The 16,292-nt window shown below is 30.7% G+C and carries 16 protein-coding genes and 1 tRNA gene; 15 read left to right on the top strand and 2 right to left on the bottom strand.

Going from position 1 to position 16,292, the window contains the following annotated elements:
- The first annotated feature begins 3 nt into the window (after window positions 1–3).
- The 4 genes from purB (at window position 4) to feoB (ending at window position 5,059) form a co-directional block, all read left to right on the top strand.
- Window positions 4–1,368 (top strand): adenylosuccinate lyase, encoded by a 1,365-nt coding sequence (gene purB / locus L8W56_RS03235; RefSeq protein WP_263659419.1) that lies wholly within the window; start codon window positions 4–6, stop codon window positions 1,366–1,368.
- A 6-nt stretch (window positions 1,369–1,374) separates the two neighbouring features.
- A complete protein-coding gene (locus L8W56_RS03230) occupies window positions 1,375–2,715 on the top strand; it encodes an MmgE/PrpD family protein (RefSeq protein ID WP_263659418.1) in 1,341 nt (446 codons plus the stop codon).
- A gap of 92 nt (window positions 2,716–2,807) precedes the next feature.
- A complete protein-coding gene (locus L8W56_RS03225) occupies window positions 2,808–3,035 on the top strand; it encodes a FeoA family protein (protein ID WP_039627920.1) in 228 nt (75 codons plus the stop codon).
- Complete coding sequence (gene feoB / locus L8W56_RS03220; protein ID WP_263659417.1) at window positions 3,035–5,059, top strand: ferrous iron transport protein B; 2,025 nt, start codon at window positions 3,035–3,037, stop codon at window positions 5,057–5,059. The genes L8W56_RS03225 and feoB overlap by 1 nt, the downstream gene beginning before the upstream one ends.
- A 15-nt stretch (window positions 5,060–5,074) precedes the next feature.
- Here feoB and tenA read toward each other — a convergent pair whose 3' ends face one another.
- Complete coding sequence (tenA, locus tag L8W56_RS03215; protein ID WP_263659416.1) at window positions 5,075–5,740, bottom strand: thiaminase II; 666 nt, start codon at window positions 5,738–5,740, stop codon at window positions 5,075–5,077.
- A gap of 145 nt (window positions 5,741–5,885) precedes the next feature.
- Between tenA and acpP the strand changes: the two genes are divergently transcribed.
- From acpP to L8W56_RS03195, 4 genes are all read left to right on the top strand, one after another.
- Window positions 5,886–6,119 carry an acyl carrier protein gene (gene acpP / locus L8W56_RS03210; RefSeq protein WP_039617517.1) on the top strand — a complete coding sequence of 78 codons (234 nt, stop codon included), beginning with the start codon at window positions 5,886–5,888 and terminating at the stop codon, window positions 6,117–6,119.
- Between the two features lie 26 nt (window positions 6,120–6,145).
- Complete coding sequence (locus L8W56_RS03205) at window positions 6,146–7,360, top strand: beta-ketoacyl-ACP synthase II (RefSeq protein ID WP_263659415.1); 1,215 nt, start codon at window positions 6,146–6,148, stop codon at window positions 7,358–7,360.
- Between the two features lies 1 nt (window position 7,361).
- Window positions 7,362–8,297 (top strand): acetyl-CoA carboxylase carboxyltransferase subunit alpha, encoded by a 936-nt coding sequence (locus L8W56_RS03200; protein WP_263659414.1) that lies wholly within the window; start codon window positions 7,362–7,364, stop codon window positions 8,295–8,297.
- Window positions 8,298–8,365: 68 nt separating this feature from the next.
- Window positions 8,366–8,441: transfer RNA gene (locus tag L8W56_RS03195), tRNA-Phe, on the top strand.
- Window positions 8,442–8,444: 3 nt separating this feature from the next.
- Here the strand turns inward: L8W56_RS03195 and L8W56_RS03190 are convergent.
- Entirely contained in the window at window positions 8,445–9,242 is a 798-nt protein-coding gene (locus L8W56_RS03190; protein ID WP_263659413.1) for a ferritin-like domain-containing protein, read from the bottom strand.
- Window positions 9,243–9,323: 81 nt separating this feature from the next.
- On the opposite strand from L8W56_RS03190, the gene L8W56_RS03185 reads away from it, so the two are divergent.
- The 7 genes from L8W56_RS03185 to L8W56_RS03155 are packed head-to-tail and all read left to right on the top strand — an operon-like array spanning window position 9,324 to window position 16,291.
- Window positions 9,324–10,100: an ABC transporter permease gene (locus tag L8W56_RS03185; protein WP_263659412.1), complete on the top strand. Its 777-nt coding sequence runs from the start codon at window positions 9,324–9,326 to the stop codon at window positions 10,098–10,100.
- Entirely contained in the window at window positions 10,097–10,768 is a 672-nt protein-coding gene (locus tag L8W56_RS03180; RefSeq protein WP_039617525.1) for a capsular polysaccharide export system, ATP-binding protein, read from the top strand. The genes L8W56_RS03185 and L8W56_RS03180 overlap by 4 nt, the downstream gene beginning before the upstream one ends.
- Window positions 10,758–11,873: a capsule biosynthesis protein gene (locus tag L8W56_RS03175; protein ID WP_263658648.1), complete on the top strand. Its 1,116-nt coding sequence runs from the start codon at window positions 10,758–10,760 to the stop codon at window positions 11,871–11,873. Before L8W56_RS03180 ends, L8W56_RS03175 begins: the two co-directional genes overlap by 11 nt.
- Window positions 11,873–13,531 (top strand): polysaccharide biosynthesis/export family protein, encoded by a 1,659-nt coding sequence (locus L8W56_RS03170; protein ID WP_263659411.1) that lies wholly within the window; start codon window positions 11,873–11,875, stop codon window positions 13,529–13,531. The genes L8W56_RS03175 and L8W56_RS03170 overlap by 1 nt, the downstream gene beginning before the upstream one ends.
- 8 nt (window positions 13,532–13,539) lie before the next feature.
- A complete protein-coding gene (locus L8W56_RS03165) occupies window positions 13,540–14,496 on the top strand; it encodes a KpsF/GutQ family sugar-phosphate isomerase (protein ID WP_412175540.1) in 957 nt (318 codons plus the stop codon).
- A 41-nt stretch (window positions 14,497–14,537) separates the two neighbouring features.
- A complete protein-coding gene (locus tag L8W56_RS03160; protein ID WP_263659410.1) occupies window positions 14,538–15,581 on the top strand; it encodes a CDP-glycerol glycerophosphotransferase family protein in 1,044 nt (347 codons plus the stop codon).
- Window positions 15,578–16,291 carry an IspD/TarI family cytidylyltransferase gene (locus L8W56_RS03155; protein ID WP_263659409.1) on the top strand — a complete coding sequence of 238 codons (714 nt, stop codon included), beginning with the start codon at window positions 15,578–15,580 and terminating at the stop codon, window positions 16,289–16,291. Before L8W56_RS03160 ends, L8W56_RS03155 begins: the two co-directional genes overlap by 4 nt.
- Window position 16,292: the final 1 nt, after the last annotated feature.

The following is a 16,292-nucleotide window of genomic DNA, read 5'->3' as shown; positions in this document are numbered from 1 at the left end:
AACATGGGTGTGAGTGTATTTGATATGAGGTTGCTTCAAGATTCTTGGAGCACCTCTGCAATGAGAGCTATTTTTAGTGAAGAAAATAGAATTCAAAAATGGCTTGATGTAGAAGCTGCCCTGGCAAAAGCTCAAGCAAAACTTGGTATTATCCCTAATGAAGCAGCTATAGAAATAGCTAAAAAGGCTCATTATAAATTTATGGATATGGATTTTATTTTTGCTGAGTTTAAAAAGACTAAACACCCTTTAGTGCCTACTGTTAGAGGTTTGGAAAAAGCTTGTGAAAATGGTCTTGGCGAATATGTGCATTTTGGTGTAACAACACAAGATATCATTGACACAGGCATAGTTTTACAATTTAAAGAAGCAATGGCTTTAATCAAACAAGATTTAAAAGATATAGCTAAAAATTTAGCAAAAATCGCAAAAGAGCATAAGAACACTGCAATGATGGGAAGAACTTTAGCTTTACAAGCTTTACCTATAACTTTTGGACACAAAGTTGCAATTTGGCTAAGTGAGCTTAATCGTCACTATGAAAGAATTATCGAACTTGAAAAAAGATTATATGTAGGATTAATCGTAGGTGCAGTGGGAACTAAAGCAAGCTTAAGTGACAAGGCTAATGAAGTAGAAAAACTTACTTTAGAAAGTTTAGGTTTAGAGGTTCCTGACATCTCATGGCAACCAGCAAGAGATCGTTTTATTGAGCTTGGTTATGTTTTAGGTAATATCAACGCAACCTTTAACAAAATTGCACATCAACTTTTAATCTTAGCTCATAATGAAATCGATGAAATTGCTGAGCCTTTTGGAAAAGGTCAAGTAGGAAGTTCTACTATGCCTCATAAAAGAAATCCCGCAGTAAGTGAAAACGCAGTGACTGTAAGTAATGCCCTAAGAGCTAATATTGCAATTTTAAGCGATATAGAAAGACATGAGCATGAAAGAGATGGTCAAGTTTGGAAAATGGAATGGAAGCTTTTGCCAGAAGCATTTTTAATGCTTTCAGTGGTATTAGCAAATATGAAATTTGTCTTTGATGATTTAGAAGTTAAAAAAGACAAAATGTTAAAAAATCTTGATACGCTTAATGGCTTTGTGTTAGCAGAACGTGTAATGTTTGCTTTGAGTGATCATTATGGTAAGCAACATGCACATGAAATTGTTTATGAAAATGCTATGAGAGGCATAGAAAATCATAAAACTTTTAAAGTTGTTTTACTTGAAGATGAGCGTGTAAGTAAGGTTTTAAGTGAAAAAGACATTGATGTTTTAATGGATGCTACAACTTATGTAGGTTATGCACCAAAATTAGTTGATGAGTTCTTAGAAAAAATCGCTAATGCACAAATTCTAAAGTAGGAAAAAATGTATTTAAGTGAAAAACTAGCCGAATTTATCGTAAATTTAGATTATGAAGCTATTCCTAGTGAAGTAAAACAAAGAGCAAAAGAGCTTATGCTTGATGCACTAGGAACAGCCCTAGCTGCTAAAAATGAAGCTTGTGTTTTAAATGCAACTAAGGCTTTTGAAGCTTTAAGCGTAAATCCTAGTGAAAAAATTTGGAGTGGGGATAAAAAGCTTGATGTAATTTATGCTGCGATGGTAAATGCTATTGCAGCGCATGCCCTTGATTTTGATGATACTCATACTGAAGCTATTTTGCACGCTAGTGCTATTTTAACCCCGCTTTGTTTAACTTATGGATTTAGTGTAAGTAAGGATGGAAAGAAAGTCTTAAAAGCCTTTATTGTTGGTTGGGAAATTGCTGCTAGAGTGGGTATAGCAAGTAAAGGAAGTTTCCACAAATGTGGCTTTCATACTACAGCTATAGCAGGAATTTTTGGTAGTGTGGCTGCAAGTTGTGTTTTACTTGATTTAAACAAAGATCAAATCATCAATGCATTAGGTTTAGCAGGAAGTTTTGCAAGTGGGGTAAATGAGTTTTTATCTAATGGTTCTAATTCTAAAGTTTTACACATAGCTAATGCTTTGAAAAATGGAATTTTGGTAGCAAATTTCGCAAAAGCTAATATGAGTGGTCCTTTGAGTATATTTGAAGGAAGGGATAATATCTTTAGAACTTTTGGCTTAGAAGATAAATGTGATAAAAATGAACTTTGTAAGGGTTTGAATGAAATTTGGCAAGTAATGCAAGTTTCGTTAAAACCTTATCCAAGTTGTCATTTTGCACATGGGCTTATTGATTGTGCTATGAGTTTAAGAAATGATGGCTTAAAAGCACAAGATATCAAAAGTTTGCATTGCTTTGTAGATGAAGTGCCAATTTCATTTATTTGTGATCCAATAGAAGCAAAATACACTCCACAAAGTGCTTATGCGGCCAAATTTTCCATGCCTTTTTTAATGGCTTTAGCGTTTTTTGATGGCAAAATTACTTTAAAATCTTATGAAAATTTAAATAGAGCTGAACTAATAGAATTTGCTAAAAAAATTAGCTATGAGAAGAAAAAATCTAGCGGTTTCCCTAAATACTTTCCAGGACATTTAGAAGCTGTTTTAAATGATGGAAGAGTAATTAAAAAAGATGTGTTTATAAATAAAGGAAATTTTGATAATCCTTTAAGTTTTGATGAATTAAAAGATAAATTTCTTTCTAATGCTAGCATAGCACTTTCTTTAGAAAAGGCTGAGGAATTAGTCAAAAAGCTTCAAAATTTAGAAAATCTAAATGATTTTGATTTCTAGCAATCTCATTTTTTGAGATTGCTTATTATTTTAAAAAATAAATAATTGAATTTTTTATATAATGTCTTATCTTAGTTTTTGTAAGGAAAAACATGACTTTAGATACATTAAAAGACAATGAAGAAGCCTTTATAGTAGGCTTTGAAGCAGATAAACAACTCCAAGCAAGACTTTTTAGTTTTGGTTTTGCAAAAAACAAAAAAGTTAAAAAAATTCGCTCTTCTATAGCAAATTCTACTATTATGGTAGAACTTGATACAACTTGCGTGATTTTACGCTCAAGTGAAGCAAAAATAATACAAATTTCAAAAGAGTTTTAATGAAAGAAATCATCGTTGCTTTAGTAGGTCAGCCAAATGTTGGTAAAAGTTTATTAATTAACGCACTTTGTAAAGCTAATATGAAAGTTGGAAATTTTAGCGGTGTTACGGTTGAAAAGGCTGAGGCTAGATTAATTTATAAAAATTATGAGTTTAAATTTATAGATTTACCAGGAACTTATGCATTAGATGGTTATAGCGAAGAAGAAAAAATTACAAAAGATTTTTTAAAAAAGGGTAAATTTGATCTTGTAGTAAATGTGCTTGATTCTACAAATTTAGAGCGTAATTTGATTTTGAGTGCATCTTTAATAGAAGCTAAAATCAAAATGATTATGGCTTTAAATATGCAAGATGAAGCTAAAAATGAAGGTTTTAGTATAGATTTTAAAATTTTATCCCAACTTCTAAATACACCTTGTCTTGGCGTGTGCGCTAAAACTAAAGAAAATCTAAATGCACTTTTGGATTTAATCATTTCAACCCATGAAGCTAAATTTGAAGCTAAAGAGCGTGTTTATAGCGATATCATAGAAGAAGAACTTGCAAAAATAAGTGAATTTTTAAATCAAAATGAAATTACTTATTTAGATTTTTCTACAAAAGATTTGGCACTTGCTTTACTTAAAAATGAAGCCAATATAGTCATTTCGCACGCTTTGAGAAAAATACTTGATGAAGCTTTAGAAAAAATTTATATGGCATATCATAGCAAAGATATGGAAAGTATTTTTAAAGAAGAGCTAATTGCTTTTGCAAATGGTATATGTGTTAAGGTTTTAAGCAAGAGTGTTAAGTATAAAAATCATACCAAAGAAATAGATTCTATTTTAATTAATAAATTTTTAGGAATTCCTATATTTTTGTTTTTTATGTGGGCTTTATTTCAACTAACCTTTACTTTAGGTCAAATCCCTATGGATTATATAGAAATGTTTTTTGCTAATTTAGGTGATATGGTAAAAAATAATATTAGCAATGAATTTATCGCTTCAGCCTTAGCTGATGGTGTTTTAGGTGGGGTTGGTGCAGTTATAACTTTTTTACCAAATATTATGATTTTATTTTTTGGTATAGCCTTGCTTGAAACAACTGGATATATGGCTAGGGTTGCATTTTTATTAGATGGAATTTTATATAAATTTGGCTTGCATGGTAAAAGTTTCATCCCTTTAATCACGGGTTTTGGTTGCTCAGTACCTGCATTTATGGCTACAAGAACTTTAAAAAATAAAAAAGATAGATTATTAACTCTTTTTATTATTAATTTTATGAGTTGTGGTGCAAGGCTTCCTGTATATGTGCTTTTTGTTGGAGTGTTTTTTCCTGCTGATGTGGCAGGAAATTATCTTTTTGGGATTTATCTTTTGGGTGCGTTTTTGGGTTTGATTGCAGCTAAAATTTTAAGAATGAGTGCTTTTAAAGGACAAGATGAACCCTTTGTAATGGAAATGCCAAAATATAGAATGCCAAATTGGAATTTGGTATGGTTTATGGTGTTTAACAAAGCCAAAATGTATTTAAAAAAAGCAGGAACATTTATTTTGATAGCTTCTTTACTTATTTGGTTTGCGAGTAATTTTCCTGCACAAGAAAATAATACTCAAGATGCTTTAACTCAAGAGCTTCAGATAGAAAATAGTTATCTTGGACAATTTGGCAAAGCAATAGAGCCTATTTTTGCACCACTTGGCTTTGATTGGAAACTTAGTGTATCTTTGGTAAGTGGTTTAGCGGCTAAAGAAGTGATGATTTCTACTATGGGCGTGCTTTATTCTTTAGGCGATGAAGTTGATGAGACAAGTTTAAATTTACAAGAGGCTATAAAAGAAAACATCCCTTTTAGCACAGCAGTAGCTTTTATACTTTTTGTTATGATTTATAATCCTTGTTTTGCAGCAACTATAGTTTTTGCTAAAGAAGCAGGAAATAAAAAGTATGTATGGTATCTTTTTATATTCACATCTTTATGTGCGTATTTGATCGCTTTTTTTGGGATTAATATTGCTAAATTGATAATTTAATCATCTTTATGATGATTAAATTTCCATTTTTTGCTCTAAAGAGTGTTGCCAAAAGGCCGTTTCAAGTCTTATAGTAGTATAAAAAATTTCGTTTAATTTTTTAAATTTTTCTTCGCTAATGCTATTTGCATAAGAATTAAAAAAATCTTTAAATTCTTTAATTTCATCTTGAAATTCTTTTCCCGCATAGGTTAAAATCCACTCTTTGTAAGGATGATTTTCTAAGCTTTGTTTATCAAGTCCTTTATAAATTTCTTCTCCTATATATGCATAGCCTATAGCACAAGCACTCAAAGCACATAGCATATCTAAATAATCTCCATTTTGTCCCACACTTAGTAAGTACCTTGTATAAGCAATATTGGTTAAACTTTCATCTTTATAGTCTAGTTTTTCTACATCAATACCTAGCTTTAAAATACTTCTATGAAGCTCTAATTCTCCTTCTAAAGTGTAGTTTTGATTTTTAATAGCAAATTGAATTTCTTGAGCATTATTTGCATTTAAAGCAAGCAAAGCATAGCATTTTGCATAATTATTTAAAAAGATATAATCTTGTTTAAGATAAAACAAAAATGTATCTTTTTCTAAAGTGCCATTTTGAAGTTTTTTTACAAATTCATGATAGATGTATTGATCCCAAGTTTTTTTATTTTCTTTTATAAGTTTATCTAAAAGCATAAATTTCCTTTGCTAAAATTTAAGCTTTTATTTAAACACAGATAATTAAATTTTTCGTAATAATCTTTAATTTTTAACTTTTTAAACAAGAAATTTATTTTTTTATTGTAAAATGTTGTTTAATTTTTTAAACTAGGAGATAAAAATGGCAATTTTTGATGATGTAAAAAAAGTAGTTGTTGAGCAACTTAGTGTTGATGAAGATGCAGTTAAAATGGAATCTAAAATCATTGAAGATTTAGGTGCAGATTCTTTAGATGTTGTTGAATTAGTTATGGCTTTAGAAGAAAAATTTGATGTAGAAATTCCAGACAGTGATGCTGAAAAACTAGTAAAAATCGAAGATGTTGTTAATTATATAGAAAATCTTCAAAAATAATTTTAATTTTTAATAAGGAGTGCGGTTTGAAACGCGTTGTAGTAACAGGTATAGGAATGATCAATGCCCTTGGTTTAGACAAAGATAGCTCATTTAAAGCAATTTGTGATGGTAAAAGTGGCGTTGATAAAATCACTCTTTTTGATACCACTGATTTTCCAGTGCAAATTGCTGCTGAAGTAAAAAATTTTGATCCTTTAAGTGTCTGTGATGCTAAAGAGGTTAAAAAAATAGATCGTTTTATACAACTTGGTATTAAAGCAGCAAGAGAAGCTATGGAAGATGCTAAATTTGATGAAACTTTAAACAAAGAAGAATTTGGTGTAGTTTCAGCAGCTGGTATAGGTGGTTTACCAAATATAGAAAAAAATTCCGTTACTTGCGCACAGCGTGGACCACGCAAAATAACTCCTTTTTTCATACCATCAGCTTTGGTTAATATGCTTGGTGGGATTGTATCAATCGAGCATGGATTACAAGGACCAAATATCTCATGCGTGACTGCTTGTGCAGCAGGAACTCATGCTATAGGCGAAGCATATAAAAGCATAGCTTTAGGCAATGCAGATAAAATGCTTGTAGTAGGTGCTGAAGCAGCTATTTGTGCTGTAGGTATAGGTGGCTTTGCTGCTATGAAAGCTCTTTCTACTAGAAATGATGATCCAGCTAAGGCTTCAAGACCATTTGATAAAGAAAGAGATGGTTTTGTAATGGGTGAGGGTGCTGGTGCTTTAGTGTTTGAAGAGTATGAGGCTGCTAAAAAGCGTGGAGCTAAAATTTATGCTGAGTTGGTAGGTTTTGGCGAAAGTGCAGATGCACATCATATCACTTCACCTACTTTAGAAGGGCCATTGCGTGCTATGAAAAAAGCCTTAAAAATGGCAGGAAATCCAAAAGTAGATTATATTAATGCACACGGAACTTCTACTCCAGTAAATGATAAAAATGAAACAGCAGCTATTAAAGAACTTTTCAAAGATCAAATTCCTTTAGTTAGTTCTACAAAAGGTCAAACAGGCCATTGTTTGGGTGCTGCTGGTGCTATTGAAGCTGTTATTTCTTTAATGGCGCTTGATCAAGGTGTATTACCGCCAACTATCAATCAAATCGTAGCAGATGAAAATTGTGATCTTGACTATATACCAAATACTGCAAGAAAAAACGAAGTTAATGTAGTAATGAGCAATTCTTTTGGTTTTGGTGGAACAAATGGTTGTGTGATCTTCAAAAAAGTAGATTAATATGGCTTCTTATTTAGATTTTGAAAAAAATATTCAGCAAATTGATGAGGATTTAGCAAATGCTAAAATCAAAGGCGATGATGAAGCAGTAAAAATTTTAGAAAAAAACCTTGAAAAAGAAACTCAAAAAGTTTATAAAAATTTAAGCGATTACCAACGCTTACAGCTTGCAAGACATCCTGATCGTCCTTATGCGCTTGATTATATTCAAGCTATACTAAGTGACGCTTATGAAATTCATGGCGATCGTGCTTTTAGAGATGATCCTGCTATTGTGTGTTATGCAGGTTATATAGGTGGGAAAAAAATTATTGTTATAGGTGAGCAAAAAGGTAGAGGTACTAAAGATAAGCTTCATAGAAATTTTGGTATGCCTCATCCTGAAGGTTATAGAAAAGCTCTAAGAGTGGCAAAAATGGCTGAAAAATTTGACATACCGGTATTGTTTTTAGTGGATACTCCAGGTGCTTACCCAGGAGTGGGTGCTGAAGAGCGTGGTCAAAGTGAGGCTATAGCTAGAAATTTATATGAGTTAAGCGCCCTTAAAACAATCACTATAGCAGTAGTTATAGGCGAAGGTGGAAGTGGTGGTGCTTTAGCTATAGGAGTAGCTGATAAACTTGCTATGATGAAAAATTCAGTTTTTTCTGTGATTTCACCTGAGGGTTGTGCTGCTATTTTATGGAATGATCCATCAAAAAGCGAAGCTGCTACTAAGGCGATGAAAGTAACTGCTGATGATTTAAAAGCCCAAGGTTTGATTGATGATGTTATCGAAGAGCCAATGAGTGGAGCTCATAGAGATAAAGAAAATGCGATTAAAAATTTAAGTGATTATGTCTTAAAAGCTATAGAAGAATTAGAACAATACGATAAACGCGAATTAGCTGCATTAAGAATGCAAAAAATCTTTAAATTTGGAGCTTTTTCTGAATAATTTGCATTTTTATGCAAATTTCAACTTTTTTTAAAAAAACTATTGTATAATTACAACTTCAATTCAGTGGTTGGATAGCTCAGTCGGTAGAGCAGCAGACTGAAAATCTGCGTGTCGGCAGTTCGATTCTGCCTCTAACCACCATCTTTATTTTCTATTATAAAAATCATCTAGTTCTTGAAGTTCGCTTTCATTAAATCCTGCTTGAATTCTAGCTGTTTTGTTATATACTTTTCCTAAAAGATTAAATTCTTTATATTTGGCGCAAAGATCAAGGTAATCATCATTTTCATTTTTTGCATAATTCCACCAAAAATCTCCTTTATTTACATGTTTAATCTCATCATTTAATATAATGGTAAAAATTTCACCAAATAAACTTTTTATAGGATGATTAGTTGTGTTTAATTTTTCTAAGACAAAAGGATTGGCATCAAGTCCTTTTGCTTCAAGTCCTCTATGCACTATGCCCATTCTGTGAGCAAGATTATCTTTGGTTAAAAATAAGGCTTTTTCAAGATTATCATGGGCATAGAAATCTCCATATTTAAAACCAAGTTCATTTAAAGTTTTTTCTAAAAGTAAAAAATGCTTAATTTCCTCATCAGTTACCTCAAGCCAATCTTGATAAAATTTCAATGGCAAATTTTTAAATCTATAACTAGCATCTAAGGCCAAATTTATAGCACTATATTCTATATGTGCAACTGAATGTAATATTTTAGCTAAAGATAAAGTACTATTTGCTTCTTTTGGACGCCTTATTTTCATAGGATGAAGGATTTTAACTTGTGAGTTTTCACAAATGATCGCTTCATGGGAATGATTAAAATCATATAAATTAGCTTTAAAATTTTCATAAAACTCATTAAATAATTCAATCTTTTTGAAAATATCTTTATGATATAAAATTTTTTCTAATTCCTCAAAAAAATTTCTTTTCATTTTTAAACCTTGTTAAATATTATATAAGATAAAAAAGTATAATATAAAAATTTTGAAAATTTAAAAAGGTTTGCTAAAAATATGTTTAATGTCATACATGCTCTTTTTTTTAGAGAGTTAAAGACAAGATTTGGTATTAATAAATATTTGGGCTATTTTTGGGTAATCGGAGAACCTATGATGGTAATTTTAGTGATTACTTCTATAATTACACTTATTAGAGAGTTTCATCATCAAATCATGCCTGAAGGTGTTTCTATCTTTTTGTTTTTAGCAGTAGGAATTATACCTTTTTTTATGTTTAGAAGTATTATTACTCAGCTTTTAAATGGTATAGGATCAAATTTAACTCTTTTTGCTTATAAGCCTATTCGCCCTATACATGTTTTTATCGCAAGAGCATTGCTTGAGTTTTGTATTTATTTTACTATTTTTATTTGTGTAATGTTTTTAGCAGGTTGGTTTTTGCATATGCAAGTTATACCTAAGCATTTTTTAGAAGTGATGTTTTCGCTTTTTTTGCTTGTGGTATTTGGCTTTGCTATGGGAATGTGTTTTGCTATAGCAGGGCATTTTGCAGAGCCTTTAAAAATGGCATTAAATTATTTAAATATAGTTTTATACTGGACAGCTTTGGTGGTATTTCCTATATGGATAGTTCCAAAACCTATTTTGGATATTTTATATTATAATCCACTTTTACATATTATGGAACTTTTAAAATATAATTTTTTTCAAAATTACCCATTACTTGATGATTATAATTACTATTATCCTATTACATGTTTGAGTGTGATTTTGTTTTTGGGATTGTTTTTTTATTATTTTACTAGAGAAAAGCTGATAGCGGTGCGATGATAAAATTAGTTAATTTAACAAAATCTTTTCCTTTACGCAATGGTGGAAGGCATTATGTTTTTAAAAACTTAAGTTTTGAATTCCCTGAAAATTGCAGTATAGGTTTAATGGGGCGCAATGGTGCCGGAAAATCAACCTTAATGAAACTTTTAAGCGGCTCCTTGCTTCCTGATAGAGGTAAGATTATAACTAATAAAAAACTATCTTGGCCTCTAGGCTTAGCAGGTGCGTTTCAACATAGACTTTCAGCAAGAGATAATGCACGCTTTGTAGCTAGAGTATATGGTTATAAAGGAAAGGCTTTAGAAGAAAAGATTAAATTTGTTGAAGATTTTGCTGAGCTTGGAAAATTTTTCGATGAGCCTATGAATACTTACTCAGCTGGTATGAGCGCTAGAATATCTTTTGGCTTAAGTATGGCTTTTGATTTTGATTATTATTTAATTGACGAAGCAGGTGCTGTGGGAGATCCTAAATTTAGAGAAAAAAGCTCTAAAATCTATAAAGAAAAGCTAAGCCAGTCAAAAGTTATCATGGTTTCGCATAATGTAGCTGAAATTAAACAATGGTGTGATAAAATTATATTCATGCAAGATGGACAAGCTACTATATATGATGATGTAGATGAGGGTATAGCGGTGTATCAAGGAAAAATAAATGCAAAATGAGTTATTAAAAAAACTTAAAAATTTAGAAATATTTAATTCTTTTAAAATAGTATTGATTTTGACAGCATTTGTTGTATTTTATTATATTTTTATAGCAGCAAATCGCTATGTGAGTGAAAGTGTTTTAAGTGTGAAATCAACCACAGGAGATAGCGGAGCTATTACTGGAATTGCCGCATTTTTGACTAATAATTCTTTTTCAAGTGAGGATATTAATTATTTAAAATCTTATATTCATTCTTTAGATATGTTAAATATCTTAGAAGAAAAAGTTCAAATTCGTGAGTTATATCAAAAACAAAAACTTGATTTTTTTTATAGTATTTCCTCATCAGCCAATCAGGAAGAGTTTTTAAAGTATTATCAAAACCGTGTTAAAATTACTCAAGAAAACTCAGCTAATGGGCTTTTGCGTGTAGAAGTTGAAGGTTTTGATCCACAAAGTGCACATTTGATAGCTTCAACTATAGTTAAAGAAAGTGAAAAATTTATCAATGAAATTTCACACAAAGCCGCAAGAGATCAAATGCAATTTGCTGAAGAAGAACTTTTGCAGTTTAAAAAAAGATATCAAAAGGCTAAAGATGAGCTTTTAGCTTTTCAAAACAAATATGGAGTATTTGATCCACTCAAACAAGCAGAAGGGACCTTAAAACTCATAGCTGAACTTGAATCAAAAATAGCAGCCAAAGAAGCTGAGCTTTTAATGATGCAAAGTTATATAAATGATAATGCACCACAAATTGTTACTATAAAAAGTGAAATCACAGCCTTAAAAAAACAACTTCAAAAAGAAAAATCCAAAGTTTCATCGCCAAAATCTTCTCAAAAACTCAACGATCTTGCAGCTAAATTTCAAGATCTAACCATAGAGGCAGGTTTTGCAGAAAGTGCTTACACAGCTGCATTAAAAGCTTATGAGAGTGCTAGGATAGAAGCTTTAAGAAAGATAAAACAAGTAGTTATAGTGCAAAGTCCAAGTTTACCTCAAAGTGCTAAATATCCAGAAGCTTTGTATAATATACTCACAGCTTTTATGATTTTATCTTTGATTTATGGAATTGTTAAATTTATTAAAATGATTATAGAGGAGCATAGATACTAATGAGAAAGATATTTTTATTTTTACTTTTACCTTTGTTTTTATTTTCAGCAGTAGATGTTTCTCAAATTGCAAAAATTCAAAATCAGTCATTAACTCCATCTTTAGAGCCACAAATTATAAATTATGATAACAATCAAAGTGATTTTAACCAAACTCAAGCTCCGATAACTAAAGTTTTTGGTGCACATTTGTTTAATGGAAACTTTACTAAATTTACTCAACATGTTTATAATCCTGACTATAAATTAGCAGTTGGAGATAGGATTAATGTAAAAATTTGGGGCGCAGTAGAGTTTATACAAACCTTAATAGTAGACTCTCAAGGAAATATTTTCATACCAAAAGTAGGAGCTATTAATCTTTTAGGTGTGAAAAATAGTGCTTTAGTTCAAGTTATTACAAAAGCTATTAATAAAATTTATAAAAGTAATGTCTATGTATATGCAGATATGGATATTTATCAAAATGTATCGGTATTTGTTACAGGAAGTGTAAATCAACCAGGTCTTTATCAAGGACTAAGTTCAGATTCTATTATACAGTATTTAGATAAAGCTAGTGGTATTAATTTAGAATATGGTAGTTTTAGAGATATTCAAATTTTAAGAGATAATAAAGTCATTAAAAAGATAGATTTATATGACTTTTTACTTAAAGGTCAGCTTGATCTTTTTCCTTTTAGAATGGGTGATGTGATCTTAGTGGGTAGTGTGCAAAAGTATGTTTTTGTAGAAGGAGATGTGCAAAAGCCTTTTAGATTTGAACTAAGTAATGATATTTTAAATTTAGAAGATATAGCTAAAGTTGCAGGAGCTAAACCTATAGTAACTAATGCTGTGGTAAAAAGCTATAGAGATGATCATAAATTGCATGTAGATGCTTACAGCAAAAAGCAGTTTTTAGGTGTGAAATTATATAATGGTGATGAGATAGAATTTAGACCTGATTATACTGCGCAAAATATTAGTATTAGCATAGAAGGTGAGCATAGCGGTTTGCATTCAGTAGTGATAAAAAAAGGCACAACTTTAGCTGAACTTGCTAAAATGATTATAGTTAATGATCAATCAAACATTAACGCTTTACAGGTTTTTAGAAAAAGTGTGGCAGCTACCCAAAAACAACTTATTGAAGCCCAACTTAAAGAGCTTGAAACACTAGCTCTAACAAGCTCTTCGGTTAATGCTGAGCAAGCTAGCATTAGAGCTACTCAAGCTAAGACGATTTTAGAATTTATTGCACGTGCAAAGCAAGCCCAACCAAAAGGACAAATCGTTATAGACAATATCAAAGCGTATAATTCTATAGTATTAGAAGAAGGCGATATAGTGAATGTGCCTAGTAAAAATAATCTTGTTTTAGTTCAAGGTGAAGTTTCTATACCGGGTGCATTTGTATATATGGACAAAGAAAAATTAAGATATTATATTAACCTAGCAGGTGGTTTTAGTGATAGAGCAGATATATCAAGAGTTTTAGTAATCAATGCTAATGGTAAAGCAACTAAATACAGTGGTAGAAGCTCAGCAGATATCAAAGCAGGAGATTCTATTTTAGTTTTACCAAAAGTAGATAGTCAAAATTTACAAATCTTTAGCATGTTAACACAAATTTTATATCAAATAGCTATTGCAACTAATGTAGTGTTAAATATATAGGAATTTAGATGAGCCAAATAGATGCGATTAAAATAGCCAAAGAAGTTTTCGAGATAGAATCAAAAACGATTTTAGATTTATGTGATAACTTAGATGAAAATTTTAGTAAAACCATTGATCTAATTTTATCTATCAAGGGTAGATGTGTAGTAAGTGGTATGGGCAAGTCAGGCCATATAGGAGCTAAGATAGCTGCAACCTTAGCTAGCACAGGTACCCCGAGCTTTTTTATGCATCCGGGTGAAGCATTACATGGAGATCTTGGTATGCTTACAAGCGAGGATGTGCTTTTGACTATTTCAAATTCAGGAGAAACTGAAGAGGTTTTAAAGCTCATACCAGTGATTAAAAAAAGAAAAATTCCTTTGATCGTCATGGCGGGAAATCAAAACTCTACTTTAGCTAAACAAGCAGATATTTTTATAAATATAGCAGTAAAAAAAGAAGCTTGTCCGCTTCAACTTGCTCCAACTTCTTCTACTACGGCTACTTTAGCTATGGGTGATGCTATAGCAGTAGCTTTGATGAGAGCAAGGAATTTTAGACCTGATGATTTTGCTTTATTTCACCCAGGAGGAAGTTTAGGTAGAAAGCTTTTAACTAGGGTGGGTGATTTGATGGTGTCAAGAAATCTACCTATAGTAAGCCCTGAGAGTGAATTTAATGAGTTAGTTGATGTGATGACTAGTGGCAAGTTAGGACTTTGCATGGTACTTGAGAATGAAAAACTAGTTGGGATCATCACAGATGGGGACTTAAGAAGAGCTTTAAGGGCAAACGGTAAGCCAAGATTTGATTTTAAAGCTAAAGAAATCATGAGTGAAAAACCTAAAACTATAGAAGCAAGTGCTATGGCAAGTGAGGCAGAAGAGCTTATGCTAAGACATAAAATCAAAGAAATAGTTGTCACTCAAGATGAAAAAATAGTAGGCATTATACAACTTTATGCGATAGGTAATGTGTGATATTTATGCTTTTAAAATGCTATATTATTGTGAAGCAAGTATTGTTTCAAATTGTTTATTATTTTTATTATTTCTTATTTTCTAGTAAAAAAACATTATTAATTATCTATTCCAATTCTAGCATACTTTATTCAAATTTAAAAGAATTAGAAGAATGTCTTAAAAAACATAGTATTAAATATAAGGTTATTTTTAATACTAAATCTATAAATAATATTAAATATATAGCTAATTCATCTATTATTATAATAGACCAATCAAATTATTTTTTATCATATATAAAACTTTTTCCGTCGACAAAAGTACTTCAATTGTGGCATGGAGGAGGGTTGTATAAAAAAGTTGCCTTTGATAAAATACTTTCTTTAGAGGGTAATAAAAATATCACGCGAATTTATCGCAATATATCTTTTTTGAATATTTCAGACAAAAAATTATCGAATGAATATTCTCGTATGTTTAATATTCATAAAGAAAATATTATAAATTATGGTTTACCAAGAACAGATCGTTTGTTTTCTAGAGATACCTTGAAAGACAAGAAAGAATTTCTTCTAATGTATCCTGAAATTGGTAGTAAAAAAATATGTTTATATGCGCCAACATTTCGAGAGGATGCCAAACAGCAGCGTAAATTGTTAAAAATAGAAGAAAATATGGCTGAGCAGTTGCAAGATTATATAATTATATATAGAGCACATCCTACTTTAAAAATATCTGACAATATAAAGGGTATAATTGATGTCAGTAATCTAGAGCTAGATTTTGTTTTGTCTATTACGGATATACTTATTAGTGATTATTCATCAATCATTTTTGATTATTCTTTTTTTAAAAGACCTATAGTTTTATATGTTCCAGATTTAAAAGAATATTTTATAAAAAAGAAGCAATTGTATTTTCATCCATCAGAGTTGGTAGGTTGTTCTAATGTGTGTTATAATAGTGCCGAATTAGCTAATGTAGTAAAAAGAGCCACATATGAGATTGACTTATGGGATTCTTTTATGAGTAATTGTAAGGGTAACTCTTGTCAGCAATTGGTAGGTTTTATAAAGGATTTGCAAAGTAAAGGAGATATATGAAAACCATAGCACTGATTTTTGCTGGTGGCACTGGTCAAAGGATGAATATTTCTTCTGGTTTACCAAAGCAGTTTTTGTTAATAGAAGATAAGCCTGTTATAATCTATACTCTAGAGATTTTTTCTAATCACAAGGATATAGATGGGATTGTTGTTGTGTGTTTAAAAGATTATATAGATGAATTATACCACAATATTGAAAAGTACTCGATAAAGAAAATTATTGAAATTACAAATGGTGGCTTGTCTGGCCAACAGTCTATTTTTAATGGTTTGACATTAATCAAAAAGATAGTAAAAACTAACCCCTATGTATTAATTCATGATGGTGTTCGACCTTTAGTTACGAGCAAGGAAATATCTCAAAGTTTATCATGTGCATATGCGAATGGAAATTCAATTAGTTGTTCTAAAATGACTGAAACAGTTTTATACAAAGCTGAAAACACAGAAATCTTAAACCGAGATAAGTGTTTTCATGTTAAAGCCCCTCAAATTTTTAAACTCAATGATATATATGATTTACATATTAAGTCTCAAAAAGAAGATTTGGAGTTTATTGATTCGGCTTCTATGGCATTTCATTATGGATTGGAATTATATTTTACCGAGTGTTCAAATAATAATATAAAACTAACAACACCTAAGGATTTTTATATGATCCAAGCACTAATACAAGCAAAAAAAGTTGAAAATATTTTTGGGGTATAAG

Origin of the sequence: Campylobacter sp. IFREMER_LSEM_CL1085 (genome assembly GCF_025772235.1) — a bacterium.
Taxonomy (GTDB): Bacteria; Campylobacterota; Campylobacteria; order Campylobacterales; family Campylobacteraceae; genus Campylobacter_D; species Campylobacter_D lari_D.
This window is presented reverse-complemented; position numbering and strand designations above follow the sequence as displayed.